Source organism: Streptomyces axinellae (assembly GCF_039532135.1).
Lineage (GTDB): Bacteria > Actinomycetota > Actinomycetes > Streptomycetales > Streptomycetaceae > Streptomyces > Streptomyces axinellae.
In genome coordinates, this window is sequence record NZ_BAAARJ010000034.1 from 17326 (window position 1) to 41597 (window position 24272).

General features: G+C 70.5%; 24 protein-coding genes and 1 riboswitch. Of the genes, 9 read left to right on the forward strand and 15 right to left on the reverse strand.

Annotation, left to right across the window (positions count from 1 at the left end; genetic code table 11):
• Positions 1 to 18: 18 nt before the first annotated feature.
• Both gad and ABD339_RS31940 read right to left on the reverse strand, forming a co-directional pair.
• Positions 19 to 1428 (reverse strand): glutamate decarboxylase, encoded by a 1410-nt coding sequence (gad, locus tag ABD339_RS31935; RefSeq protein ID WP_344570664.1) that lies wholly within the window; start codon positions 1426 to 1428, stop codon positions 19 to 21.
• A gap of 472 nt (positions 1429 to 1900) precedes the next feature.
• Positions 1901 to 2326, reverse strand: coding sequence for a cupin domain-containing protein (locus ABD339_RS31940; protein WP_344570665.1), 426 nt, complete (start codon positions 2324 to 2326; stop codon positions 1901 to 1903).
• Between the two features lie 148 nt (positions 2327 to 2474).
• Here ABD339_RS31940 and ABD339_RS31945 point away from each other — a divergent pair, with 148 nt between their 5' ends.
• On the forward strand, positions 2475 to 2942 hold the full coding sequence (locus ABD339_RS31945) for an RrF2 family transcriptional regulator (RefSeq protein WP_344570666.1): 468 nt from the start codon (positions 2475 to 2477) through the stop codon (positions 2940 to 2942).
• Positions 2943 to 3176: 234 nt separating this feature from the next.
• On the opposite strand, the gene ABD339_RS31950 is transcribed toward ABD339_RS31945, so the two are convergent.
• Entirely contained in the window at positions 3177 to 3806 is a 630-nt protein-coding gene (locus tag ABD339_RS31950) for a cysteine hydrolase family protein (protein ID WP_344570667.1), read from the reverse strand.
• Between the two features lie 254 nt (positions 3807 to 4060).
• Here ABD339_RS31950 and ABD339_RS31955 point away from each other — a divergent pair, with 254 nt between their 5' ends.
• Positions 4061 to 4522, forward strand: coding sequence for a pyridoxamine 5'-phosphate oxidase family protein (locus ABD339_RS31955; protein WP_344570668.1), 462 nt, complete (start codon positions 4061 to 4063; stop codon positions 4520 to 4522).
• A gap of 101 nt (positions 4523 to 4623) precedes the next feature.
• Here the strand turns inward: ABD339_RS31955 and ABD339_RS31960 are convergent, their stop codons facing one another.
• Positions 4624 to 5955 carry an aminotransferase class I/II-fold pyridoxal phosphate-dependent enzyme gene (locus tag ABD339_RS31960; protein WP_344570669.1) on the reverse strand — a complete coding sequence of 444 codons (1332 nt, stop codon included), beginning with the start codon at positions 5953 to 5955 and terminating at the stop codon, positions 4624 to 4626.
• Between the two features lie 47 nt (positions 5956 to 6002).
• Between ABD339_RS31960 and ABD339_RS31965 the strand changes: the two genes are divergently transcribed.
• The gene (locus ABD339_RS31965) at positions 6003 to 6722 is read left to right on the forward strand and encodes a pyridoxamine 5'-phosphate oxidase family protein (protein ID WP_344570670.1); all 720 of its coding nucleotides are present in this window, start codon (positions 6003 to 6005) and stop codon (positions 6720 to 6722) included.
• Positions 6723 to 6811: 89 nt separating this feature from the next.
• Here ABD339_RS31965 and ABD339_RS31970 read toward each other — a convergent pair whose 3' ends face one another.
• On the reverse strand, positions 6812 to 7357 hold the full coding sequence (locus ABD339_RS31970; protein WP_344570671.1) for a Clp protease N-terminal domain-containing protein: 546 nt from the start codon (positions 7355 to 7357) through the stop codon (positions 6812 to 6814).
• A gap of 327 nt (positions 7358 to 7684) precedes the next feature.
• On the opposite strand from ABD339_RS31970, the gene ABD339_RS31975 reads away from it, so the two are divergent.
• Positions 7685 to 8509, forward strand: coding sequence for a DUF4232 domain-containing protein (locus tag ABD339_RS31975; RefSeq protein WP_344570672.1), 825 nt, complete (start codon positions 7685 to 7687; stop codon positions 8507 to 8509).
• 176 nt (positions 8510 to 8685) lie between these two features.
• Here the strand turns inward: ABD339_RS31975 and ABD339_RS31980 are convergent, their stop codons facing one another.
• Positions 8686 to 9318, reverse strand: coding sequence for a PadR family transcriptional regulator (locus ABD339_RS31980; protein ID WP_344570673.1), 633 nt, complete (start codon positions 9316 to 9318; stop codon positions 8686 to 8688).
• A 296-nt stretch (positions 9319 to 9614) separates the two neighbouring features.
• On the opposite strand from ABD339_RS31980, the gene ABD339_RS31985 reads away from it, so the two are divergent.
• Positions 9615 to 10436 (forward strand): PhzF family phenazine biosynthesis protein, encoded by an 822-nt coding sequence (locus ABD339_RS31985; RefSeq protein ID WP_344570674.1) that lies wholly within the window; start codon positions 9615 to 9617, stop codon positions 10434 to 10436.
• 113 nt (positions 10437 to 10549) lie between these two features.
• On the opposite strand, the gene ABD339_RS31990 is transcribed toward ABD339_RS31985, so the two are convergent.
• From ABD339_RS31990 to ABD339_RS32000, 3 genes are all read right to left on the reverse strand, one after another.
• A complete protein-coding gene (locus ABD339_RS31990; protein ID WP_344570690.1) occupies positions 10550 to 11326 on the reverse strand; it encodes a CPBP family intramembrane glutamic endopeptidase in 777 nt (258 codons plus the stop codon).
• Between the two features lie 329 nt (positions 11327 to 11655).
• Complete coding sequence (locus ABD339_RS31995; protein WP_344570675.1) at positions 11656 to 12600, reverse strand: DNA-3-methyladenine glycosylase family protein; 945 nt, start codon at positions 12598 to 12600, stop codon at positions 11656 to 11658.
• 2 nt (positions 12601 to 12602) lie between these two features.
• The gene (locus ABD339_RS32000; RefSeq protein ID WP_344570676.1) at positions 12603 to 12971 is read right to left on the reverse strand and encodes a VOC family protein; all 369 of its coding nucleotides are present in this window, start codon (positions 12969 to 12971) and stop codon (positions 12603 to 12605) included.
• A 77-nt stretch (positions 12972 to 13048) separates the two neighbouring features.
• On the opposite strand from ABD339_RS32000, the gene ABD339_RS32005 reads away from it, so the two are divergent.
• Complete coding sequence (locus tag ABD339_RS32005; RefSeq protein WP_344570677.1) at positions 13049 to 13510, forward strand: MarR family winged helix-turn-helix transcriptional regulator; 462 nt, start codon at positions 13049 to 13051, stop codon at positions 13508 to 13510.
• A gap of 53 nt (positions 13511 to 13563) precedes the next feature.
• On the opposite strand, the gene ABD339_RS32010 is transcribed toward ABD339_RS32005, so the two are convergent.
• Positions 13564 to 15069, reverse strand: a complete 1506-nt coding sequence (locus tag ABD339_RS32010; protein ID WP_344570678.1) for a glutamate-cysteine ligase family protein — start codon at positions 15067 to 15069, stop codon at positions 13564 to 13566.
• Between the two features lie 501 nt (positions 15070 to 15570).
• On the opposite strand from ABD339_RS32010, the gene ABD339_RS32015 reads away from it, so the two are divergent.
• Positions 15571 to 16242 (forward strand): hypothetical protein, encoded by a 672-nt coding sequence (locus ABD339_RS32015; RefSeq protein WP_344570679.1) that lies wholly within the window; start codon positions 15571 to 15573, stop codon positions 16240 to 16242.
• 278 nt (positions 16243 to 16520) lie between these two features.
• Entirely contained in the window at positions 16521 to 16727 is a 207-nt protein-coding gene (locus tag ABD339_RS32020) for a DUF5999 family protein (RefSeq protein WP_326692209.1), read from the forward strand.
• 156 nt (positions 16728 to 16883) lie between these two features.
• Here ABD339_RS32020 and gcvP read toward each other — a convergent pair whose 3' ends face one another.
• Positions 16884 to 19778: an aminomethyl-transferring glycine dehydrogenase gene (gene gcvP / locus ABD339_RS32025; protein WP_344570680.1), complete on the reverse strand. Its 2895-nt coding sequence runs from the start codon at positions 19776 to 19778 to the stop codon at positions 16884 to 16886.
• Positions 19779 to 19965: 187 nt separating this feature from the next.
• Positions 19966 to 20062, reverse strand: a riboswitch (glycine riboswitch).
• Between the two features lie 167 nt (positions 20063 to 20229).
• Between gcvP and ABD339_RS32030 the strand changes: the two genes are divergently transcribed.
• Complete coding sequence (locus ABD339_RS32030; RefSeq protein WP_344570681.1) at positions 20230 to 20610, forward strand: PRC-barrel domain-containing protein; 381 nt, start codon at positions 20230 to 20232, stop codon at positions 20608 to 20610.
• Here the strand turns inward: ABD339_RS32030 and ABD339_RS32035 are convergent.
• The 4 genes from ABD339_RS32035 to ftsR form a co-directional block, all read right to left on the reverse strand.
• Entirely contained in the window at positions 20523 to 22064 is a 1542-nt protein-coding gene (locus ABD339_RS32035; RefSeq protein WP_344570682.1) for a DNA polymerase IV, read from the reverse strand. The genes ABD339_RS32030 and ABD339_RS32035 overlap by 88 nt on opposite strands.
• A 33-nt stretch (positions 22065 to 22097) precedes the next feature.
• Positions 22098 to 22739 (reverse strand): MerR family transcriptional regulator, encoded by a 642-nt coding sequence (locus ABD339_RS32040; protein WP_344570683.1) that lies wholly within the window; start codon positions 22737 to 22739, stop codon positions 22098 to 22100.
• Positions 22740 to 22973: 234 nt separating this feature from the next.
• A complete protein-coding gene (locus ABD339_RS32045; protein ID WP_026004895.1) occupies positions 22974 to 23447 on the reverse strand; it encodes a bifunctional nuclease family protein in 474 nt (157 codons plus the stop codon).
• 74 nt (positions 23448 to 23521) lie between these two features.
• Positions 23522 to 24253, reverse strand: coding sequence for a transcriptional regulator FtsR (gene ftsR / locus ABD339_RS32050; protein WP_344570684.1), 732 nt, complete (start codon positions 24251 to 24253; stop codon positions 23522 to 23524).
• Between the last annotated feature and the right edge of the window lie 19 nt (positions 24254 to 24272).

Here is a 24272-nt window from a genome sequence, read left to right on the forward strand (position 1 = left end):
GGACGGGGCGCGCCGCGCTCAAACGGCGGTGACCGCGCGCGGCTCCAGAGCGGCGGGGACACGGCCCTTCCCCTGGCCGAGGACGGTCGAGAAGGCCAGGTCGCGGGCGGCGTGGCGGAGGTCGTCGAGGAAGATGGAGGCCAGTCGGGGGGTGAATCCGGTGCGGACCACGACGCGCAGCGCCCAGGTGTCGGAGAGACCGGCGGGCAGGGGGTAGGAGGGGAGCTGCCAGCCGCGGGCGCGCATCGCGAGCGCGATGCCCCGTTCGTGGAGACCGCCCGCGCGGGCCTCGTCGGTGAGACGGAATGCGAAGGCAGGCAACTCGCTGCCGTCCGTGAGCAGTTCGAAGAGACCCAGGCCGGCGATGCCGTCCGCGAGGGTGCGAGCGGTATTGCGCGAGGCAAGGTGGAGCCGTCGCATTCCCTCGTGCCCGTAGCGGTGGAAGGTGTAGTACTGGGCGGCGATGTGTGAGGCAGGGCGCGTGAAGGTGAGGGAGAACGTGCTCATCTCCCCGCCGAGGTAGTCGACTTGGTGGATCAGTTCGCTCGGCAGCGCGTCGGCGTCCCGCCACAGGGCCCAGCCGAGGCCGGGGAACACCTGGCCGTATTTGTGGCCGGAGGTGTTGATGGAGGCGACCCGGGCGAGTTGGAAGTCCCACAGCAGGTCGGGGTCGAGGAACGGGGCGATCAACCCGCCGGACGCACCATCGACATGGACGGGAATGTCATGGCCGGTGGCGTGCTGGATGCCGTCGAGGGCGAGGCAGAGCCCGGAGACGGGCTCGTAGGAGCCGTCGAAGGTGGAGCCGAGGATGCCGATGACACCGATGGTGTCGGCGTCGCAGTACTGCCCCAGCATGTCGGGGGTCAGGTGCAGACGCCCAGGGGCGAGGGGGACGAGCCGGGGCTCGACATCGAAGTACGCGCAGAATTTCTTCCAGCACACTTGCACGTTGGCGCCCGCGACGAGGTTGGGCCGCGCGGTGTCCTGGCCGGCCGCTCGTCGGCGCTGCTGCCAGCGGCGCTTGAGCGCGAGCCCGGCGAGCATGGCGGCTTCGCTGGAGCCGGTGGTGGAGCATCCGGTGGCGCGGGCCGGATCGGGGGCGTGCCAGAGATCGGCGAGCATCCGCACACAGCGGGCTTCCATGTCCGCGACCTGCGGGTATTCCTGCGTATCGACGAGGTTCTTGTCGGCGGTCTCGGCCATCAAGGCGCGCGCCTCGTCCTCCATCCAAGTGGTGCCGAAAGTGGCGAGGTTGAGCCGGGCCCGCCCGTCGAGCAGCAGTTCGTCGCGGATTGCCTCGTACACGGCACGCGGTTCGCCCTCTTCGCTGGGGAAGCAGACGTCGGCGGGTGGGACGGAGGGCCAGGGCGGTGTCGGGCGGGCCGGAAGCGGGTGCGGCTGGTCAGGAGCGGAGGTGTAGGACATGACCTCTCCGGGACGTGCGGCGGCGGAAGCCGATCACCATTGAACCTAGAGCCGCACGCGATCATCGCGCTCGCACCTGTTCACTCGTACGGCGGAGAGAACGTTCAGGAAATACGTACATTTTGCCGCCGAATTGGCCTGCTTTACTCCGGGTTAGAGAAACCTATGCAGGCGACGACGAGCCGGCCGGCGGGCTGGGCCACGTCCACCAGGGCGGAACGGCACACGGAGGGCAAGGCGACGACGCGCACAGTCCGGAGCGGCCGGGAGCGGGGAGCGCACGGGCATCCGGAGCGCGGATTCCTGAAGGGCGTCCCGCACCCCGGTGCCGGGTCGAGCACCTTCGGCCGGGGCCATGGCCGGGCATCCGGTACGCCAGGGCCTGGGGGCCAGGCATCCGGTGCACGGGCCTCCATGGCCGGGCATCCGGTAGCCGCATCTCGGACCGGGCATCCGGTGGGCCGGTGCCGGCTCAGGGAACGAGCGGAGCGGCTCCGGGCGGCGGCTGGATGCGCATGCCACCCCGGCGGCGGTGAACGGTCAGGTAGGTCATGCCCTGGTCACCCGCGGCCAGGCTGCGCGTCGAGCGTCGGGGCAGCCATACGAGGCTGCCCTCGCTGAGAGGGCGCGGACCATCAGCCGAACCCAGGCTGCCCCCGCCCGCCGTGACCAGCAGGAGGACATCGACGTCCGGCTCGTAATGGGTCTCCACGCAGCGGGCGGGCGGGATCCGCACGACGTTGGCGTCCAGTTGCCGCCCCGGCTCCTCAAGCCGCCACATGGCGCCCGCCCGTGCAGAGGCACCATCGAGCGCCGCGGTTTCGCACAGGACTCGCGGCCGAGCCGGGTTCTCAGCGCTCTCAGCGCTCTCGGGAAGGCTGTCGCCGTCCGCGCTCATCAGGTGTCACCGTCCGATGCACATCGTCCACCGCCCCGGGCTGCCCCTCCGCGGCCAGCCTCAAGACGAACCCACACGCAGGACATCCGCGCTGTGCCGAACACCCTGCAAATACGAATGTTACATACGTCTTTGTTAGCGTCTGGCTGTGCGGCTGACGAAATTCACGGACCTGGCCCTGCGCTGCGTGATGCGCCTGGCGGTATCCCGGGACGACCAACCCCCGCTCACCACTCGCGAGGTGGCCCAGTCCATGGGCGTGCCCCACACGCATCTGGCGAAAGCGATCACCCGTCTCCAGCACTTGGGGGTGATCGAGGCACGCCGGGGCCAGGGCGGGGGGCTCACTCTGACCGGACTCGGGCGGGAGGCTTCGGTGGGGTGGCTGGTCCGGATGCTCGAAGGCGAGGCCGAAGTGGTGGCCTGCGAAAGCGACCCGCCCTGCCCGCTGCACACGGCCTGCCACCTGCGCAGGGCACTGCGCGACGCGCAGAACGCGTTCTACAGCGCACTCGACCCCCTCACCGTCCCGGAACTGGTGGCCCCGCCGGTCCACCACATACTCGTGGGCCTGACCGAACACCGACCTCGGCACCACCACCCGAAGCCGTCATAACTGTCGTCGCGGGGTCTCCCAGCGGGACCGGAGACATACAGCAGGCGCGCGACGTCCCGTGGAGTGCTTAGGTGCCAGGAGCAGTGAAGGCGGGAGGGCCGCGCAGGGGGGAGGTGCCTGCTTCGGCCGCCCTGCGCAGCCATCCCGGCCCTGAGCATGGCCAGTTCCTCATGGCAGTTTCGCCGGCGGATGAGGCCCGAAGTGGCCTGCGCTGCGGGCCGAGCGAGGGCCGGTTCAGGCATTCCAGCAGGCGAGTACCTCTTCGGTGGTGGTGACCGTCGCTATCAGGGACAAGGTGTTGCGCACCATCGCCGGGGTGTAGTCGGCAGGGACCCCCGCGATGGCGTCGGCGGGCACCACAGCGGTGTATCCAAGGTTGACGGCGTCGAAGACCGTGTTGGGCACGGCCACATTGGCCGAGACCCCCGTGATCACCAGCGTCCGGACCCCGAGATTCCGCAACAGCGCGTCCACGTCGGTGCCCGCGAGCGGCGAAAGCCCGTGCAGCCGCCTCACCACCAGGTCCTCCTCCGCCACGGATATGGGATCCGCTACTCGTACGGCGGAGGAGCCCATCAGCTGGCGCACCGGCAGCCGCTCGGCGGCACGGAAGAGCCGGGCATTACGGCTGGCACCCTTGCCATCGGGGCGGCGTTCAGCAACGGCGTGCAGCACCTGGATCCCGGCCTGATGTGCGGCGGCGACCAGCGACGCGATCCGCCCCAGCGCACCTGACTCCCGTGCCTCCTGGGCGAGTTCGGGCAGCGCGCTCTCCTCGCCGACGACGCCGCGCTGGCACTCGATGGTGAGCAGGGCGGCCGTGGCGGGGTCGAGTTGGGCGGCGAATCGGTCATTCGGAGGCATCGTTTCCCCATTCGTGTTCCGCGTTCACTGTCTCGTCTTCCGAGTCGGCTGCGATGCGCCGCCCCTCTCCACGCCGTGGCCGTGCGGGGCGCACCATAGGGGGCATTGCGCAACACGGGAAGAGCGTCCATGATTTCCTGACACTCCATCAGGAAATGAAATCGCCGAGCGTGGTGCCTGCTCACTTCACGGGTGCGGGGTACGCCCAGGTACCACGACGTACGCAGTCATCGAAGCGCTGGAGGCAGAGACGCATGGCCGTCACAGAGCAGCGGCGGGGTCGCCGGATCATGATGACGCCCGAGGAACGCGATGCGTTTCTCCTGGATCAGCGCACCTGCCGGGTTGCCACGGTGAGCGACGACGGGGCACCGCACGTCGGCGCTCTGTGGTTCTGCTGGGACGGCCGCTCGCTGTGGCTGTATTCGATCACCCGTAGCAGGCGCTGGGCTCAACTGCGCCACGACCCGCGGGTGGCGGTGGTGGTGGATGACGGCGAGGACTATGGCGAGCTGCGCGGGGTGGAGCTGTCGGGCCGCGTGGAGTTCATCGGTGAGGCACCTCGCAAAGGTGAGCCCTGCCCCGAACTGGCCGAGGCCGAGCGACTGTTCCCCATCAAATACTTCGGCCTCGACCGGATGCCCCACGATGGCCGGCACGCCTGGCTTCGGCTGACTCCCGAATCGCTCGTCTCCTGGGACTTCCGCAAACTCTGACCGCATCACGGGCCACCCCTCCCCCACCTCAAGCGTCTCGTCAGTGCCTGGGCATCCAGCACCAGTCCCCGCGGTTCTTGTGACCCCGCACCCGCCCACACTCAGTCGTACCGCCGGGCCTCTCCCGGCCGCAGGGCTGCCGCGACGTCGGCGGCGAGCTTCGGGATGTCATCCATGACGAGCGGCGACACGGTCAACCGCAGGCCGGGCGGCGATGCCAGGCGGAAGCGGGCACCGGGGGCAACGGCCCACCCCGCACGCAGCAGCCGGGTAACCGGCCCCGTTTCGTCCGGCGTCGGTACCCATACATTCATGCCGCTGCACCCATGGCTCGCTATCCCCCGCTCGGAAAGTGCCCGCATCAGGGCGTCCCGGCGCTGCCCGTACGACTCGGCGACTGCCACTGCGTCCAGCACCTCCGACTCCCATAGGTGTGCCACCGCACGCTGGATCAGGTGACTGACCCAGCCGGGGCCCAGCCGCTGTCTGCCGCGCACCCGGTCGACCGTCAGCGGGTCACCCGTGAGCATCGCCAGGCGCAGATCAGGCCCGTACGCCTTGGCGGTGGAGCGCACCAGCACCCAGAGTCGGGTGGCGCCGACGACAGGGCGAAGCGGGAGATTCACGATGCCGTGCCCGTGATCATCTTCGATCGTCAGCACATCGGGGTGACCGCTCAGCACCTCACGCAGCTCACGAGCCCGCTGCGCCGTGATGGCCGCGCCCGTCGGATTCTGGGCCCGGCCGGTGACCACGGCCGCCCGTGCCCCCTCCCCCAGCGCACGCTCCAACTCGGCCGGGACCGGGCCCTCGTCGTCAACGGCGACAGGCAGCGGACGCAGCCCCAGCGCAGGCACCAGATCCAGCAGGCTCCCCCAGCCCGGATCCTCGACGGCCACGGAGTCACCGGGGCGCAGATGCGAGCTCAGCACGCGCTCGATGGCGTCCAGGGATCCCGAGGCAACAGCGAGCGGGCCCTCCGGCAGCCCGTCCGCATGCAAGGCGGCACGGGCGAGTGCCGCAAACCACGGATCGATGTCCGGTGTCCCGTAGAGGACAGGCACGCGGGCCGCGCACTCGGTGGCGACCGCGAAGGCGTCACCGAGCGGGGGCAGCAGAGCGGGGTCGGGGTTCCCCGTGGAAATGTCGAGGCCCCCATCGGGCACCTCGACCCGAATGGACTCGCGCGGCGCCGAAGCGGGCCGCTCGCGCACCCTACTGCCTCTACGGCCGGCGGTTTCGATGACCCCACGGTCACGGAGGGTGCGGTAGGCCGCCGCCACCGTATTCGGATTCACCCCCAGCTCGATCGCCAACTCCCGCATGGGCGGAAGCACTTCTCCAGGGCTCAGCTTTCCCGTGCCGACTCCACGCTCCACGCTGACCGCGATTTCAGCTGCACCCTTGCCTTCGATCCTGTAGTCTCCTAGCACAAAGAAGATTATGCACTAGTGCAATCGACGAGGCAAGGGGAATCGTCTTGACCAGCTCAGAATCCGCCGGAACCACCGGAGAGCCTGCCGGGGAGACCACGGACGGAGGCGCCGCGTCCCCCTATGCCCGCACCCCGCGCACGGCCCCGGCCCGCGCCCGCGAGCGCGTGACATACGACCGCGAGCTGGTGCACGCGATCCTCGACGACGGCTATGTCTGCCATCTGGGGTTCGTCCGTGACGGCGCGCCCGTCGTGCTGCCGACGCTGTATGCGCGCGTGGGCGAGCGCCTCTACATACACGGCTCGACCGGCTCGCGCCCCCTGCGCGAGGCGTGCGATACCGACCCGGGCCTGCCGGCGTGTGTGACGGTGACGCATGTGGACGGCCTGGTGCTGGCCAAGTCGGCCTTCCACCACTCCATCAACTACCGCACGGTGGTGGCACACGGCATCGCACACCAGGTCACCGACCACGAGGAGCGGATCCAGGCGCTCGACGCGATCGTGGAATCGGTCGTCCCGGGCCGGGTCGCGGACTCGCGCGGGGCGAACGCGAAGGAGTTGGCCGCGACCGCCGTCATCCGGGTGGATCTTGAGGAGGTCTCGGCGAAGGTCCGCGCCGGCGGCCCGAACGACGAGCCGGAAGACCTCGCACTGCCGTACTGGACCGGCGTCCTGCCCGTCGCACCGACATACGGCACCCCCATTCCCGCCGACGACCTGTCCCCGGGCACCCCTGTCCCGGGTTACCTCACCACTCGTTGACGTCCACGTCCGCACCTGACGGCGCTGCGCCGCCCCGGGGCAGCCTCCAGGGCCACGCCCGGCTCGCGCGCAGCGCCGCTGCGGCCCGGCTACCGGCCCTGGTTCCCGCACGCGGATCGGTCCGCGACTCCCAGACGTACTGCCAGGACGCCGGTGTCCACGCCCGCGCGGCGCAGTACCTCGACGCCCCGGCACTCCTCGTCCGCCACCACGCCCGCGAACAGGTCCACACCCTCCGCGTTCGCCCTGCCGTGCCGTCGGGCGCGCTCGACGGCCAGCTCCAGTGCGGCCGCCGCCGCGGGAGACCAGCCGGGGAGCCCGCCGGGCTGCTCCGAGACCGCCGGAACGGCTCCCGAGTCCTCCAAGCGGCTCTGCCAGGTCAGCCCATAGCCGATACTGCGCTGGACGAGATAGCCGAGGAGCTTCCCCACCTGGGGGCCGCCGCCCTCCAGCAGCTCCCATATGTCGCGGTCCGACTCCAGCAGGCTGTGCAGCAGGTGCGCGGTGTCGATCTGGCGGTCACCGTCACGGGCCGCCCGGCGGCGAGCCGTGTCGATCATGATGGCCAGCGCATCGCTGACCTGCTCTTCGGCTCCCGGGCCGGTCGGTTCGCTGGAGGGTGTAGAACTCTGCACCCGAACACCACATCACATACACCTGCGCGGGACATCGGCATCTCGTGGCATATGCCCGTCCCCCAAGAGTTGGGCACTTCCCCCGAGCCCTCCTCCCTGGGGAGGAGAAGCACCGCATCCGGCGGTCGGCACGCGCGGTACCCGGGACTCCGTCAACACGACTCCCCTCGGCCCCGCGTCTACGACCTGTTGGACACTGGGCGCATCCGGCGACTGGAGGCGCACCGCACCGGCGCCCGGGAGTGAGCGGGGAGTAGCGGGGAACCTCCCGAGCAGTAAGTCAGTCCAAGGGCGTGAGATCCGCTTACGGGAGCACCGGGAGACCCCATGGCCCCAGACCATGCACCCTCGACGCGTCGAACTCTCCATCAGCGCGCGGCACCCGCCCGGCGGAGCCCCGAACGGCGCGTACCCGGCCGGTACGTTTCCGGGCGACCCGTGCCCGGTCGCCCGGCCGCCCGGCGGGCGACCGTCCGTCAGGCCGTCCTCACCCTGGCGGTCGCGGCGGCCCTGGCGGTGACGGGGTGCTCGTCACCGTCCTCGGGCCCCTCCAACGTATCGCCCTCATCCGGTGGACCCGCCCCCGGTGACTCCCGGACCCACGCGCACTCGAATGCGCCACGGAGTCCGGCCACGTCAACGTCCTCCCCCGGGCAGACGTCAGGCAAGGGGTCCCACCCCGCGCCCGCACCGCGCTCGCCCGGCGGGCAGGGCGCGGGGTCCCCGCACTGCGCCCCCGGCGCGCTCTCCGCCTCCTTGCACCAGTTGGAAGCGGCTGCGGGCAACCGTTACGCGGCGCTCGTCGTCACCAACACCTCGGACAGGCCGTGCCGTACACAGGGCTGGCCAGGTCTTCAGCTCACCTCGGACAGCGGCGCCCGGATCCCGACGGAAACCGCCAGGGACCGCGAACACAATGCGCAGCCCTTCACGCTGAAGCCCGGCGACCGCGCCTGGAGCCGACTGCACTGGACCGTCGTCCCCTCCTCGGGCGACCCTGCCGACGGAGCCTGTCCCACGCCGGGCGCACTGCGGGTCATCCCACCCGACGAGCGTCACTCGATCAGTGCGGGCTGGAGCCTGGGGACCGTATGCGGCAAGGGCCGGATCCAGGCCACAGCACTGAGCACCGGCGAAGGCCCCGCCAGTTGAGAGGCCGCACAGCGCGCCCTCTCCCCCCAGCCCGGCGCAACCCGCCCTGCCGTCCGTCACCGCACGCGGCGGTGCCCCCGGCCCTACGCGGAATCGGCCGGGCACGGCCTGTCACCGGACCCGGCCGCCCCGGCACTCCGAGCGGCGCTGGTCGCACCTCTCGCGGCGCCTGGGATTCAGTCCTCCTCGGCGAGGATCAGGTAGAGCTTCTTGCGGGCGTCATTGACGACTCCGAGTGCCTTCTCCCGCTGATCGGGCGTACCGGTGGCCCACACTTGCTGGAACGCCGAGGCCAGCCCGCCGGCCGCGGTACGCACCTCCTGCAGGGCCTCCCAGTCGACCCCTCGCCCGGCGTCCTCCCAGGGGGCGTCCGCTCCGGCTTCCGCCTCGGTCCTGCCGGCGTCGGTGAGCGAGAAGTGTTTCTTGCCGCCCTCGCTCTCGCTGCTGATCAGGCCCTCGTCCTCCAGGAGTTGCAGTGTCGGGTAGACCGAACCGGGGCTCGGCTTCCACGCGCCGCCGCTGCGTTCGGCGATCTCCTGGATCATTTCGTAACCGTGCATCGGCCGGTCCTTGAGCAGCGCCAGGATCGACGCACGGACATCACCGCGCCGCGCCCTGCCGCGTGGGCCGCCGTGCCCCCGGCCCCGCCCCCCGAAGGGAGGTCCGCCGCCGAAGGGCGGCCCGAAGGGGCCGAATGCGGACCGCGGCCGGCCATACGCCTGCGGCCCCGGGCCCCCTGGGCCCCGCCGCTCACCGGGTCCGAATCCGCCGAACCCTCGTGTGCCTCGTTCATCTCCGTCGGGAAACATCGCTGACTCCTTTCACTACACATCTTTGATCAGTCGCGATGACTCAACGATATATCGGAACCTGTCGCGTGACAACCCAGCTCTCCTCCTCTCACGCCGGCCCCCAAGCGGATCCGGACCATCAAGAGCCATCGAACCGTCCACCTGAGCCCCAGCGGCCACTGCCGCGCCTTCTTTGCGGCATATACCAGTCCAGCAACCGAGCCCCTGCCGGCCTTCAACCGGGCCACTGACGGAGCCACTCACCTGGAATTGGCTGTATCGAGATCCGGCAGCGGGCTTCTACGCTCCCGCGCATGAGGATCCGCACAGTCGACGCCTTCGCCGAGCGCCCCTTCACCGGCAACCCCGCCGCCGTCGTCCTCCTGGACGCCGGCCCGTATCCGGACGACTCCCGCCTCCAGGCCCTCGCCGCCGAGATGAATCTGTCCGAGACCGCCTTCACGCGCCCGCTGCCCGACGACGGGGAGGCGGACTGGGAGCTGCGCTGGTTCACGCCGACGACGGAAGTCCCGTTGTGCGGCCACGCGACGCTGGCCACCGCGCATCTGCTGGCCGCCGACGGGCTGCTGCCGAAGGGCGGAACGGTGCGATTCCGTACGCTCAGCGGAGTGCTCCTGGCCACCCACGAGCCGGACGCCACCCTCACCCTCGACTTCCCGACCGCACGGCTCACCCCGATCCCTGTCCCCGAGGACGCCTCCGCCGCTTTCGGCACCGATGCCGTGGCCGCCTGGGACACGGGGAGCCTGGGCATGCTGCTCCTGGAGGTCGCGGACGAGCGGACGCTGCGCGGACTCGCGCCCGACCCGGCGGCGGCAGCGGCGCTTCCCAGCGGTGTCGTGATCGTCACGGCCCCCGCGGACGGCGACGCGGAGCACGACTACGCCTCACGGGTCTTCGCACCCGCCGTGGGAGTGGCCGAAGATCCGGTCACCGGCAGCGCGCACACCGCTCTGGCCCCGCTGTGGTCCGAACGGCTCTCCCGCGACGACCTCACCGGCATGCAGCTCTCGCGGCGTACGGGTCTCGTCCGCACGCGGCTGCGCGGTGAGCGCACCTTGCTGGGCGGAAGCGCCTTCACGGTCCTGGACGCACACCTACAAGTGGAGCTGTGACGGCCCCGAGTGCCACGCCGTGACCACCGGTTACGCCGCCGGGCCGCGTCGTGTCCCGTTCCGACCCGTCGTGTCCATGCCCGCCGTGACCCGGCTGCGGCGGCTGGGTCGGGTCACGGTGTGGGCAGCCAGTCCACCCTTCCGGCGAGCACCGCGTAGCCGATGAAGGCGACGATGTCGATCAGCGCGTGCGCGGCCACCAGCGGTCCGACCCGCCCCCAACGCCGGTACAGCAGGCCGAAGACGAGACCCATCGCCAGGTTCCCGAAGAATCCGCCGACCCCCTGGTAGAGGTGGTACGACCCGCGCAGCACAGCGCTCGCGCACACGGCGGCCGGCACGGACCAGCCCAACTGGCCCAGCCTGCGCAGTACGTAGCCGACCACGATCACCTCCTCCAGAACGGAGTTCTGCACAGCGGAGAGGATCAGTACGGGGTACTTCCACCACACCCCGGGCAGCGATTCGGGCTCCACGGTGAGGTTGAACCCGCTTGCCTGGGCCAGGAGATAGAACGCGATACCGCAGCCGCCGATCCCGGCCGCGACCGCGGCGCCCCAGCCGAGGTCGAAGCCGGGCCTGCGCCGGTCGAACCCCATCACCCGCAGCCCTCCGGCCCCTTCGCGCCCCAGCAGGTGTGCGACGAGGGCGACAGGTACCAGCGCCGTCACAATATTGAAGAGCTGCCAGGCCAGATCGAGCCACGGCCGTCCCGGCGCCCGGGAGGAGTTGAGCTGTGCCGCCTGGTCGGCCAGGCCGCCCGGCTCGGTCAGAGCTCCGACGAAGTGGATCACGGAGGAGACCGCGCTCGCCCCCAGCGAGAGGGCGAGGACCAGCAGCAGCTCCGTTCGCAGCGTCCGCCGCTCCAGCCCGTCCCCGGTGAGTGCCATCCGCGCCGAGGGCGGGTTGTCAGGCGCCTGTGAGCGCACACGAACCTCCAGTTCCGAACGCCGTTCCCATCCTGTTCCCCCACCCCGGCCGGTGCCCGGCCTCGCCATTCGGGCAGGGCAGTACAGTGCGGCGCGGCAGCGCTGTGCAGTCCAGCACAAGGGCAGCGGTACCGGTGCCCTAGCGCCGCGGCAGTGCGGGGCACTGCCGTGTCACAGCTTGCCCGACGTCACCGCGCCATGTGGTGTGCGGGGGCATGCGCTCTCCTCGCCTCGCTTCTCCTGAGCGGTCCGACACATGTCCGGAAACGCACCGGCACCGAGGCGGCCGGCTACCGCAGGGTGACGGTCTCCTGCGCGCGGACACGCAGCAGGACAGCGACCCAGCTGCGGTAGGGGCGCCAGGCGTCGGCGATATGGGCGAGCCGGCCTGGAGCGGCTGCCGTGGCGGCGTCGAGGCCGTATGCGGTGGCCATGGCCTGGTGCAGACGGGGTTCGGCCAGCGGGAAGACATCGGGATGTCCGGCCCCGCGGATGAGAATGAGTTCGGCGGAGAAGGGGCCGATACCGGGCAGTTCCCGGAGCGAGGCGAGGGCCTGTTCGGTGGGTTGGGCGCGCAGTGCTGCGGCGTCGAGGTGCCCGTTCAGCGCGGCCTCGGCTATCGCGTGCAGCCGCTCGATCTTGACCTGCGTCAGACCGGGGAAGTGGCCGAGGGAGCGCAGGACGGCCGGGGCCGGGAAGGCGCTGAGCCGCCGGCCCGCCACATCGAGCGCCCGGCCGTGCGCTCGTGCCAGTCCGGCCTTGATGGCTGCGGCCTGCGTCTTCCGGACACGGTTGCCGATGACGCTCCAGGCAGCGGCTTCGTAGGGAGAGTAGAAGCACACCGGCCGCAGCCCCGGGTAGTCGGCCTGGAGTCCGGCCACCACCGGGTCGGTGTCGGCGAGGGCGGGAAAGCCGGTGCCGTCGACATCGAGGGAGATGATGCGGGCGATCTGAGCCGTCACGGCCTCGCCGACCCCGCTGCGAAGCGGTGGCCGAGTGGCCTCGCCCTCCGCGTGAACGGTGAATTCCAGGTGCACGGTGCCGGGCTTCCCGTCCGCCGCCTCCTCCTGGCGGACCGCGCAGCCGATGACGGAGTCGGCGTCGTCGGCGGGGAAGGCCAGGCGCAGCACTCCGTCCGCCGTCTGGTCGTAGGAAGCGGGGGTGAAACCTTCCAGGAACCGGATGGACGAGGCGAGGGAGAACGGCCTCGCCGGGGTGAGGGAGGCGGCGGGCATGGTCAGGCTCCGTGGACAGTCAGCACATAGCCCTCGGGGCCGGTGAAGGAGAACACCGGGCCGAAGGGGCTTTCCCTGACCGGGGTGAGCACCTCGATGCCGTCCGCGGTGAGCTGGTCGTGCAGGGCCTGGGCGTCGGGTGTCGAGAACCAGAGGGCGACGCCCAGCCCCGGGCGGCCCGCGTCGAGGTCGGTGCCGGGCAGCGGCTCGCGCACGGCGAACGGGGTGGGCTTGGTGTCGAAGACGACGGCGCCGGGAGGTGCGGCCGGGGTGCGACGCAGCCCCAGGTGCTTCTCGCAGAAGGCGGCGGCTGCCGCCACGTCGCGCACTTGCAGGGCCACGAAGTCGGGGCCGTCGATGCTGATCGGCATGTGTTCTCCTCGGTTGATGTCAGAACTTTGACATCCCCGAACGTATGACCGCTCCCCGCAGATGTCAAAATACTGACATGGAGAACGCCCGGCCGACCGAAGCGCCGCACTCAGCCAAGGACGTGACCGACCATGTGGGCTACCGGCTCAAACGCGCGCACGCAGCGCTGCGCAGCGCCATGGACAAGGCGCTGCGCGCACACGAACTGACCGTCCCGCAGTACTCCTGCCTGGAAATCCTCGCCCTGCGCCCCGACCTGTCCAACGCCGAACTCGCCCGCGCCACCTTCGTCACCCGGCAGTCCATGAACGTCGTACTGCGCGGGCTGCAGGACGCGGGCCTGACCACCCGCCCCGACACCGTCGATCACGGCCGCGCGCGGCCCGTCCGCCTCACCGACGAGGGCCGGCGCCGCCTGCGAGCGGCACAAGCCTCCGTCTACGCCGTTGAAGCGCGCATGGTCCGGGCGCTCCCCGGCCAACGCCTCGCCGAACTCCTCGAAGACTTCGACCGCATAGCGCAAGCCCTCGACGAGTGAACACGCCGCACAGCGGATGCGATCCGCCACGCGAGCGCGGCAGATCGCATCCGCTACGGCCCCTCGGCCCAGGTGTGCACCGGCCCGCCCTCGGCGACCCGCTCGCAGTACGCACGCATCACGGCAGCCAGCGCCTTCTCCCGGTCCAGGCCCCCCTCCAGCGCGCGCCGGTAGGCCCCCACCTGCCACGAGGCGCCGTTGACACGGAGGCGGCAGCGCTCCTCGATCACCGAGAGGTAGTAGTCCCGGTCCGTCGGCTCCACCCCCCACGCGTCGAGACCCGCGGCGGCGAGCGGCAGCAGTTCCTCGCGCACCAGCCGGGTGGCCGGCATGCGCACCATGCCCGGCCCCCTGCTGGCGCGCGAGGAACACGGCCACCACAGCTCGGCGTCGATGCCGTGCCGACAGGCCGCGTCGAAGTTGCGCGCCGCGTCCTCGAACGGCATCCGGGTCCACACCGGACGCTGCTCGTCGGCCAGCGCCCGCACCAGCCCGTAGTAGAAGGCGGTGTTGGCCAGCACGTCGGTGACGGTCGGCCCGGCGGGCAGCACTCTGTTCTCCACACGCAGGTGCGGCGCACCGTCCATGACGCCGTATACGGGCCGGTTCCAGCGGTAGACGGTGCCGTTGTGCAGGGTCAGTTCGGACAGGGCGGGCGTGCCCCCGGCCGCGAGCACGCGCAGAGGATCCTCCTCGTCGCAGATGGGCAGCAGCGAGGGGAAGTAGCGCAGGTTCTCCTCGAACAGGTCGTAGGCCGAATCGATCCAGCGCTCGCCGAACCATGTGCGCGGGCGCACGCCCTGGGCGCTCAGCTCCGGCGGGCGCGTGTCGGTGGCCTGGAGGAAGAGCGGCACTCGCGACTCGCGCCACAGCTCACGGCCGAACAGGAAGGGGGAATTGGCCCCCAGCGCAATCTGCACTCCGCTCACCGCCTGCGCCGCGTTCCACACATCGGCGAACCGGCCCGGGGTGACCTGCAGATGGAGCTGTACGGAGGTGCAGGCCGCCTCGGGGGCTATCGATTCCGAAGTGCAGGTCAGATGCTCGACACCGGCGATGTCGAGGACGACCTCCTCGCCGCGCGAGGCCATGATCTGGTCGTTGAGCAAGGTGTAGCGGTCGACCTCGGTGAGGCTGGCGAGCGTGAGATCGTCCGTTGTGAGGGTCGGCAGAATTCCGATCATGACGATGCGCGCTTTCACCTCGCGCGCCTGCCTGTCCGCGTACGAGAGACCGGTTCGGAGTTCTTCGGCGAGTTGGTCGAGTACTCTTCCGGAGAGCGCGTGCGGCACGATATTCACTTCCAGATTGAACTGCCCCAGTTCTGTCTGGAAATCCCGGCTGGCTATATGTCTGAGAACCTCCGCATTTACCATCAAAGGCTGTCCGCCGGCGTCGGCGAGATTCAGCTCGATCTCCAGCCCCATGAGATTCCTCGGGCGGTCGAACCTCTTCTCCTCCAGAAGCTGCGCCAGTCCCCCCAGACACTCGCGCAGCTTGCGCCGGTAGCGCTGCCGGTCGGACAGGTCGAACCTGTCGGCCACGACCTTCTCTCCCATCGGAGGGTTCCTCCCCTGTTCGTGGTGCGGTCCAGGCGTGCGGTCCGAGCGTGCACCGATGATGCCCCTCATCGCGAGGGATAACGCCTGTGGATACTGACTCGACTGTCAACTGCCGCTACGCTGGCAGGTGTCGCACGGCACATTCCCTCGGCATACGGTGCGGCCGGGTACCTCACGCACCTCTCGTAAAATGCACCGACGACATCAGGCCGACCGCGATTCGCATGGAATCCGAGGTCACTGCGACCTCCCCGCCGTCGAAGCAGGTGAAATGCCTGAAGTTTCGGCCGGTTGTGGCCTTACGGGAAACACTGGCGCACGTTAGCGGAAACCCCAGTCGAACACCTCTCGTATAAACTCTGCAAATAAGGCAGAGACTTGGCGCCCCCGGTTCGCTCCTGTCGACGCCCCCCGCCGCGCCCGCGGCCACCCCTCGCGCCGACATCGTCGTCCGCGCCCCCGCTGAGCACCAGTGTCTCCGAAGAGAGGCGACCCGCCATGCCGCTGCACGTACCCCCGGCCCCGGCCCCCGCCCTGCGCAGTGTCCTGACCGCGCTGAGCTCTCCCACCGCCGTCCGCGGCACCCGCGCCCCGGCGGCGCTGCGCGCCGCCCAAGGCCCTCTGCGCCCCGAACTCCCGCTCCCGGCACACGAGATGGCGCGCGTGGGCCCCCGTACCACCGAGCAGCTCGGCGTCGCACTCCACGAGGGCGACCCGAGGGGAAGCGGGCCCCGGACCCGTCTGACGGGCTGGCGCTTCCTGCTGCGCGACACCGGCGCCGAGCAGTCCGACACCCAGTCCCCGGCCCTGCACGCCGGTACGGCCGAGGCGGTCCTCACCCCGGACGGCTGGGCCTTCGGCCAGTTCCGGCAAGGGCCCTACGTGATGTCGACGGTGCGCGCGCTGCGCCAGGCCGAGGCGCTGCCCACGCCCTACCAGCCGCGTCTGCTGTCCGTCCCGGAGCTGTACATGCTCACGCTGTGGCTGCACCGGGACACCTCGGCGGATCCCTCGGCCGGCTCCCCCGACCCGGCCGATCTGCTCATCCCGCTGGCACCCGCGCCCCCCGGCATCGCTCCGCACCAGCCGCACCGCGTGGACGCGCTGCTTCCGGTGCTGGCGCGCAGGCTGGTCGTCGCTCCGGCACCGCGACTGCGCACGCCGGCGTGAAACGGCGTCTGTCCCGCGGCTCGACGCGCATGCCCGCGCGACCCTCCGGATGGACTAGTCCTGCGAGGCGGGTGAACCCCCCAAAGTGACCGTGTTGTTGGGCGCAACCGCCCGCTCGGGTGACGCGTCTGTGCGGTTGGGAAAGTGCTGACGCGAAATCCCTGCGGATTCGAGCCGGCGGCGGAACACTGGGGACTGACCGGAATTACGGGGGATCGGCAATGGGCATCCAAAGCCGCAGGACAGACGCCACCACACGACGGAAGACGACACCGACCATGTGTAAGCACCAGCCACCGTGCCCGACAGCTGACTCAGCAGACAGGGAGGCCGCGCAGCCCGTGGCCCACCACCCCGAGCAGGGATGGAGCCTGCTGTGCAACGGGGTCCTGCTCTTCGAGGACACCGGTGAGCTGCTGCCGGACGGCCAGATCATCGCCCCGCACCGGCCGCTCGGTACGCACCACATCACCACAGCCGCCTGACGGGCGGGCTTCCAGCCGACGTCACCGGCGCCAACAGCACTCAGCGTTCTGCGCCAACGTCACAGAACGTCCAGGGCCGGCCCGGCATCCGCCGCACCGGCCCTGACATGTGCCCGGTCCCCGTCCCCGCCCTCTCGCTCGGACCGAGCCCCTGGGTCAGTCGTCGTACTCGGCCACCGGCGGGCACGAGCAGACGAGATTGCGGTCACCGTAGGCGCCGTCGATCCGCCGCACCGGCGGCCAGTACTTGTCGGCAGCCCGCACATCCCCCGGGAAGACGGCCTCTTCGCGCGAGTAGCCCTGCTCCCACTCGCGGCCGAGCATGGCCGCGGTGTGCGGCGCGTTGCGCAGCGGGTTGTCGTCCGCGTCCCACTCCCCCGAGCCGACCCGCTCGATCTCCGCACGAATGGCGATCATCGCCTCGCAGAATCGGTCGAGCTCCGCCAAGTCCTCGCTCTCGGTGGGCTCGATCATCAGCGTGCCGGCCACCGGGAAGGACATCGTCGGCGCGTGGAAGCCGTAGTCGATCAGCCGCTTGGCCACATCGTCGATGCTCACGCCGGTCTGTTTGGTCAGCGGCCGGACGTCGATGATGCACTCGTGCGCCACCAGTCCGTTCGGGCCCGTGTAGAGCACCGGATAGTGCGGCTCCAGGCGCTTGGCGATGTAGTTGGCGCTGAGCACCGCCACCTGTGTCGCCCTGCGCAGGCCCTCCGAGCCCATCAGGCGCACATACGCCCAGGAGATCGGCAGGATCCCGGCCGAGCCCCAGGGCGCACCGGATACCGGGCCGATGCCGGTCTCGGGGCCCGCGGCGGGCTGGAGCGGGTGGTTGGGCAGGTAGGGAGCCAGGTGCTCGCGCACCCCGATCGGACCGACACCCGGCCCGCCGCCGCCGTGCGGGATGCAGAAGGTCTTGTGCAGGTTGAGGTGGGAGACATCGGCGCCGAACTTCCCCGGCCTGGCCAGCCCGAGCAGCGCGTTGAGGTTCGCGCCATCGACGTACACCTGGCCGCCCGCGTCGTGCACGGCGGCACAGACGTCGGTGATGTGCTCCTCGAACACGCCGTGCGTCGAGGGGTAGGTGACCATCAGGACGGCCAGCCGCTCGCCGTGCTGCGCGATCTTCTCCCGCAGGTCCGCCACATCGACATCGCCGTTCTCGCTGGTCTTGACGACCACGACCTTCATGCCCGCCATCACCGCGCTGGCCGCGTTTGTGCCGTGCGCTGAGGAGGGGATGAGGCAGATGTTGCGCTGCGTGTCGCCGTTGGCGCGGTGGTAGGCACGCACGGCCAACAGCCCCGCCAACTCGCCCTGGGAGCCTGCGTTGGGCTGGAGGGAGACCTTGTCGTAGCCGGTGACCTCGGCCAGCCGCTCCTCCAGCTCATGGATCAGCGTCAGGTAGCCCTCGGCCTGCTCGGCGGGCGCGAAGGGGTGCAGCCCGCCGAACTCGGGCCAGGTGACCGGCTCCATCTCGGTGGTGGCGTTGAGCTTCATGGTGCAGGAGCCGAGCGGAATCATGCCCCGGTCCAGCGCGTAGTCCCGGTCGGCGAGACGGCGCAGGTAGCGCAGCATCGCCGTCTCGGAGCGGTGTTCATGGAAGACGGGGTGGGTGAGGTACTCGTCCGTGCGCAGCAGGCCGGCCGGAAGCGCGTCCTCGGTGCCGGCGTCCAGCTCGTCGGCGTCCACGGCTCCGGGCCCGATACCGAACGCCTTCCAGACGGCGGCCAGTTGCGCACGCCCCGTCGTCTCGTCACAGGCGATGCCGACGTGGTCCCCGTCCACCTGCCGCAGGTTGACGCCGCCCTCCCGCGCCCGCTCGGTGACCTCGGCGGCACGGCCCGGGACCCGGGCCGTGACGGTGTCGAAGAAGGCGTCGTGTACGAGTTCGACCCCGGCACCGCGCAGGCCCGCGGCGAGGACGGCGGCGTAGCGGTGGGTGCGGCGGGCGATCGCGGCCAGCCCGTCGGGACCGTGGTAGGCCGCGTACATGCCGGCCATCACAGCCAGGAGCACCTGTGCGGTGCAGATGTTGCTGGTGGCCTTCTCACGGCGGATGTGCTGTTCGCGGGTCTGGAGAGCGAGCCGGTACGCTTGTTCGCCGTCCGCGTCCTTGGAGACGCCGACGAGCCGTCCGGGCAGGCTGCGGGCCGACTTCTCGCGCACCGCCATGTATCCGGCGTGCGGCCCGCCGAAGCCCATGGGTACCCCGAAGCGCTGGCTTGAGCCGACGGCGATATCGGCACCCAGCTCACCGGGCGAGGTCAGCAGCGTCAGCGCGAGGAGATCGGCGGCGACGGTGACCACAGCACCCAGCTCGTGTGCGCCCTCGATGACGGCACGCAGGTCGCGCACGGCGCCGGAAGCCCCGGGGTACTGGAGAAGCACGCCGAAGACACCCCGCGCGGCCACCTCGTCCGGGATGCCTCCGTCGAGGTCCGCGACGACGACCTCGACGCCGGTGGGCTCGGCCCGGGTGCGCAGCACGGCGACCGTCTGCGGCAGGCAGTCGGCATCGACGAGGAAGACGCCTTCCTTGACCTTGCCGACCCGGCGGGAGAGGGCCATCGCCTCGGCCGCCGCTGTTGACTCATCCAGCAGGGAGGCCCCGGATGTGGGGAGCCCCGTGAGGTCAGCGACGACGGTCTGGAAGTTGAGCAGTGCCTCCAGCCGTCCCTGGCTGATCTCCGGCTGATACGGGGTGTAGGCGGTGTACCAGGCCGGGTTCTCCATGACGTTGCGCAAGATCACCGGCGGCGTGAACGTGCCGTAATAGCCCAAGCCGATCATCGAGTCCAGCACCTTGTTGCGCGCCGCGAGGGAGCGCAGCTCGGCCAGCACCTCGGCCTCGCCGCGCGCCTCGGGCAGGTTCAGCCGCTCGGTGCTCTTGATCACGTCGGGCACCGCGGCGGCCGTCAGCTCGTCGAGCGAGCCGTAGCCGACCTGGGCGAGCATTTTCGCCTGCGCGGCACTGTCGGGGCCGATATGGCGGCTCTCGAAGGGGGCGCCACGCTCCAGGGCGGAGAGCGGAATGCGAGGGGAAGTCATCTGCGGGGGCCTCCTGGTCTCTGCGACCTACGAGGGGCACCTTCACGGGTGCCCGGATGGCCTCCCCCTCTGTCATCTCAACCTGAGAGTTTCACCGGCCCGTCCACATGGCGGACAGTCCGGCTTTCACCGTCGGTGAGGAGGGGCATCGGCGCTGGTCCGGGCCCGCCCTTCTTTCCAGAGTGACCTCGTCCGCGCGGTACGTGAGCCTGAGAGATTCCGGGGAGGAGTTGCTCCTTCGGCGCCTCCGGCAGCTCGCCGGAGGACTCTCCCGCACGGGGTCGACAGCCGCTGCCGAGCCTATCAGCGGCCCCTCGAACACTGACCCGACGTGCACTCAAGTGGCCAATCGCCGAAAAGTACCGTTTCGTTGTGGGTACACGACCGTTCCGTTGTGGGTACACGCATCCCGGCGACCGCGAACCGTGCGAGACCGTGAGAGGGAGACACCGTGCAGACCGAAATCAATCCGCGGGGCCTGATCGGCCGCAAGGCGTACGACCGTGAGGGGACCAAGATAGGCACCGTGGACGAGGTGTACCTCGACGACTCCACCGGCGAACCCGAGTGGGCGGCGGTGCGCACCGGCCTGTTCAGCAGGGATGCCTTTGTGCCGCTGGAGCCCAGCAGCCTGGACGAGGACGGACTGCGCATCCCGTTCGAGCGCGCCCTGATCAAAGGCGCCCCCGACTTCGGGGTGGGCCGCCATCTCTCCCCGCAGCAGGAGCTTCAGCTCTACCGCCACTACGGGCTGGACGTACCGGTGGGCGGCGAATCCGCGGCACCTCCCGCGGACCGTGACTTCGGACGGATCGCCGGCGCCGAGGACTGATCCGCGCGCGCCCGGCTGCCGGAGGTGCCTTCCCGCCAGGCCAGTACCGCAGCGATCCGGGCATCCAGCAAGCGTGGTTCGGCCGGCTCCAGATCCGGGTCGTCCACGGAGAACGTCCGCACCCGCCCGGGCGCGGAGTCCGGCTCCTCGAAACGGACGGTGACCTTCCCAACACCACTGCCCTGGACCCATCCCCTGCCGTGCTCGGCATGGCGCACATCCCGCCCGGGAGTCCACCGCCGGTCGGCGAGTACGACCGGCTCGGGCGCGAAGGACAGCCCCCGTTCGCCCTCTTCCCCGGCAGCGCCCGGTGCGTCCGGCCCCTCCCCCGCGGCCGAGACCGCCTCCTGCGCCGCCTCGCTGCGCGCCGCCTGCGCCTGCGCGAACAGGTCCTCCTGCGTGAAGTCGGCCAGGCCGCTCACGGCAACACCGAGCAGCCGCACCCCCGCCGTGGTGTCCACCCCCTCCAGGAGCCGCTGTGCCGACTCCTTGACGACCCCGGGGTCGTCGGTGGGACCGCGCAGGGTCTCGGATCTGGTGAGCGTGGAGAAGTCGTAGCTGCGCACTTTGATCACCACGGTCCGCCCGGAGCGCCCCGCCGCTCTCAGTCGCGTCACACACCGCCCGGCGAGCCGCTCGACCTCCATCCGCACCCGCGTGCGGTCGGTGAGGTCCACGTCGTAGGTGTCCTCGACGGAGACGGACTTCGCGTCCCGCTCGGCCACCACCGGTCTGTCGTCGATGCCCTGTGCCATCGCGTACACAGAGGTGCCGTGGGCCTTGCCCAGCAGCCGCAGCAGTTCGTCCGCCCCGGCCTCGGCCACCTCGCCGACAGTGGTGATCCCGGCTCTGCGCAGCGTCTCTGCGGTAGCGGGCCCCACCCCGGGCAGGGTCCGCACGGTGAGCGGCGCCAGCATCTCCCGCTCGGTACCGGGCTCCGTCAGCACCAGCCCGTCGGGCTTGGCCCGCTCAGAGGCGATCTTGGCCAGCATCTTGGATCCCGCGAGGCCCACAGAACCGCTCAGACCGGTGGCCGCACGGATGTCGGCCCGCAACTGCTCGCCCACCTCACGAGCCGCCTGGGGGCCCTCTGGGCGCCCGACGAGCGCCTCCCCCGCCTCCAGGTCGACGAACGCCTCGTCGAGGCTCAGCGGCTCCACCAGGGGCGACAGGCGGTGCAGCAGTTCCATGACCACGTCGCTGACGGCTCGGTACACCCCGAACCGGGGGCCGAGATACGCCGCGTTGGGGCACAGGCGCCTCGCCTGCGCCGTGGGCATCGCGGAGTGCACGCCGAAGCGTCTGGCCTCGTACGACGCGGTGGAGACCACCCCGCGCGGGCCGAGACCCCCCACTACGACGGGCTTCCCGCGCAGGCTGGGCTTGGACGCCTGCTCCACCGCGGCGAAGAAGGCATCCATGTCCAGATGCAGGATGGTCGGCTGACTCCTCACGTCTGCCGATGCTGCCGTACGGGTCTGACAATCTCAGCCCGCGCGGTTGCGGCGGCGCGCCAGCTCGTCCTCGGGGTGGTGCCCGATCAGGGTCTCGCCCGTGTCCACCCGCTCGCCGTGCAGCTGCGAGAGCGCTCCTTCGACGTCCTTCCAGACCACGCCCACCGCGATACCGAAGACGCCCTGCCCGCCCTGGAGCAGATCGACGACCTCGTCCGGCGAGGAGCACTCATAGACGGTGGCACCGTCGCTCATGAGCGTCATACGGGCCAGATCGGTTCTGCCCCGCGAGCGCAGGTGCCGGACGGCGGCGCGGATGTTCTGGAGGGAGACCCCCGTGTCCAGAAGACGCTTGACGATCTTGAGGACGACGATGTCCCGGAAGCTGTAGAGCCGCTGGGTGCCGGAGCCGTACGCGGGACGGATGCTGGGCTCGACCAGTCCGGTACGCGCCCAGTAGTCGAGCTGCCGGTAGGTGATGCCCGCCGCCGAGCAGGCGGTGGGCCCGCGATACCCGACTTCTTCGGGCTGGGCGTCCGAGGGGGGTTCGTCCGACGGGGTGTCCGCCGGTGGAGTGGACGGCCGCCCCGGCGGCGCCTCCCGGCCGGAGGCCGGAGGGCCGTCGGATAGGGACGAGTCGCCAGCCGCCGTACCTTCGCTGCCGGTGCTTGTCACGCCGACCTCCGTCCTTCACATCCCGGGTTACCCCCGGAAGCTGCCCACATGAAGGTAGGCAGTCACTCCGGGTGCGTCAACGATCGCCACACTCGGCACGGCGAGTGATAATGCCCCACAGGGTGGTTTCGCGTGCCCGTGGGCCGGGAATGGCTGGCCGAATGGCCAGGCCAGAGTCAGGCCAGGTCTCGTGAGAGGCGCCCGCGGCCCCACCGGGGCTACGGGCGCCGCCCGTCACTGGCTGCTGGTACCGAAGTCCTCGGGAGAGATCTGGTCGAGGAACTCGCGGAACTTCTCCACCTCGTCCTCCTGCTCGTCCGGGATCGCGATCCCGGCGTCGTCCAGCACACCGTCGCTGCCGTAGATCGGCGTTCCGGTACGCAGGGCGAGCGCTATGGCATCGGAAGGGCGTGCGCTCACTTCGACTCCGCTGGCGAAGACCAGCTCGGCATAGAACACGCCCTCCCGCAGATCCACGATGCGGACCGCGGTCAGTTCCTGACCCACTGCTTCCAGGACGTCCTTGAACAGGTCATGGGTGAGTGGGCGTGCGGGGGTCATGCCCTGCTGGGCGAAGGCGATCGCGGTCGCCTCCCCCGGACCGATCCAGATGGGGAGGTAGCGGTCGCCTCCCACTTCTCGCAGGAGCACGATCGGTTGGTTGGTGGGCATTTCCACCCGGACACCCACGACGTCGAGCTCATTCACACAGCAACCCTAGGCCGTGCCGCGCCTGTTTGGGTAGTCGGGCAGCCGTCCGGTGAGGGCATCCGTGTGCCGAATCAGTCATCGCGCGGGGGCAGGGCGGACTGTACGAGGGCCGCGTGCAGCCGTACGGACAGCTGCGCGAGTTCCTGCGCGGTGCTCTCGGCACGGGCCCTGGTGCGGGGGTCGGGGTGCCGCCGCAGGGGCGCCACAAGCTGTTCCACGAGGCCGGCCTGCCGCCCCGCTGCCGCCTTCATGGCCCGCAGGTGGCGCGGCTCCAGCCCGAAGCGGCCCAGCTCGGCCAGCAGCCGGGCCACGGCGACCTCCGTCAGCGCGTACGCGCCTTCGGAGGCGGGGCCGAGCAGACCGTAGGACTCCCACTCCGCCAGCTCCTCCTCGCCCGCACCGGCGACGGCCAGCAGCTCCTCGCGCCCTATACGCACGGCAGGAGCCGGAGGCGTGGCCTCCGGCTCCTGGATCTCGCGGGTGGGGGCGGGGACCGCCGGCAGCGGCTCACCCCTGCCGAGCGCGTCGAGGTGCTCTCTGATGACCTTGAGCGGCAGGCAGTGGTCCCGCTGCATTCTCAGGACATGGCTGAGCCGCTCCACATCCTCGGCCCGGAACTTGCGATATCCGGAAGGAGAGCGCTCCGGCTCCACGAGGCCCTCCGCCTCCAAGAAACGGATCTTGGAGACGGTGACCTCGGGGAATTCCTCCCGGAGGGCCTGCAGCACGGCACCGATGCTCATCGGCCCGCTCTGCCCGGCGACGGTGCCCGTGATGGCACCGCCCGGCGGTGTTCGCAGCATGAGCCTTCCCCGCAGGAGA

Bases quoted from the DNA above. Each gene is read 5' to 3' on its own strand.
- gad (WP_344570664.1), bottom strand. From the start codon at position 1,428: ATGTCCTACACCTCCGCTCCTGACCAGCCGCACCCGCTTCCGGCCCGC.
- ABD339_RS31940 (WP_344570665.1), bottom strand. From the start codon at position 2,326: ATGAGCGCGGACGGCGACAGCCTTCCCGAGAGCGCTGAGAGCGCTGAG.
- ABD339_RS31950 (WP_344570667.1), bottom strand. From the start codon at position 3,806: ATGCCTCCGAATGACCGATTCGCCGCCCAACTCGACCCCGCCACGGCC.
- ABD339_RS31955 (WP_344570668.1), top strand. From the start codon at position 4,061: ATGGCCGTCACAGAGCAGCGGCGGGGTCGCCGGATCATGATGACGCCC.
- ABD339_RS31975 (WP_344570672.1), top strand. From the start codon at position 7,685: ATGGCCCCAGACCATGCACCCTCGACGCGTCGAACTCTCCATCAGCGC.
- ABD339_RS31980 (WP_344570673.1), bottom strand. From the start codon at position 9,318: ATGTTTCCCGACGGAGATGAACGAGGCACACGAGGGTTCGGCGGATTC.
- ABD339_RS31985 (WP_344570674.1), top strand. From the start codon at position 9,615: ATGAGGATCCGCACAGTCGACGCCTTCGCCGAGCGCCCCTTCACCGGC.
- ABD339_RS31990 (WP_344570690.1), bottom strand. From the start codon at position 11,326: ATGGCACTCACCGGGGACGGGCTGGAGCGGCGGACGCTGCGAACGGAG.
- ABD339_RS31995 (WP_344570675.1), bottom strand. From the start codon at position 12,600: ATGCCCGCCGCCTCCCTCACCCCGGCGAGGCCGTTCTCCCTCGCCTCG.
- ABD339_RS32000 (WP_344570676.1), bottom strand. From the start codon at position 12,971: ATGCCGATCAGCATCGACGGCCCCGACTTCGTGGCCCTGCAAGTGCGC.
- ABD339_RS32005 (WP_344570677.1), top strand. From the start codon at position 13,049: ATGGAGAACGCCCGGCCGACCGAAGCGCCGCACTCAGCCAAGGACGTG.
- ABD339_RS32010 (WP_344570678.1), bottom strand. From the start codon at position 15,069: ATGGGAGAGAAGGTCGTGGCCGACAGGTTCGACCTGTCCGACCGGCAG.
- ABD339_RS32015 (WP_344570679.1), top strand. From the start codon at position 15,571: ATGCCGCTGCACGTACCCCCGGCCCCGGCCCCCGCCCTGCGCAGTGTC.
- ABD339_RS32020 (WP_326692209.1), top strand. From the start codon at position 16,521: ATGTGTAAGCACCAGCCACCGTGCCCGACAGCTGACTCAGCAGACAGG.
- gcvP (WP_344570680.1), bottom strand. From the start codon at position 19,778: ATGACTTCCCCTCGCATTCCGCTCTCCGCCCTGGAGCGTGGCGCCCCC.
- ftsR (WP_344570684.1), bottom strand. From the start codon at position 24,253: ATGCTGCGAACACCGCCGGGCGGTGCCATCACGGGCACCGTCGCCGGG.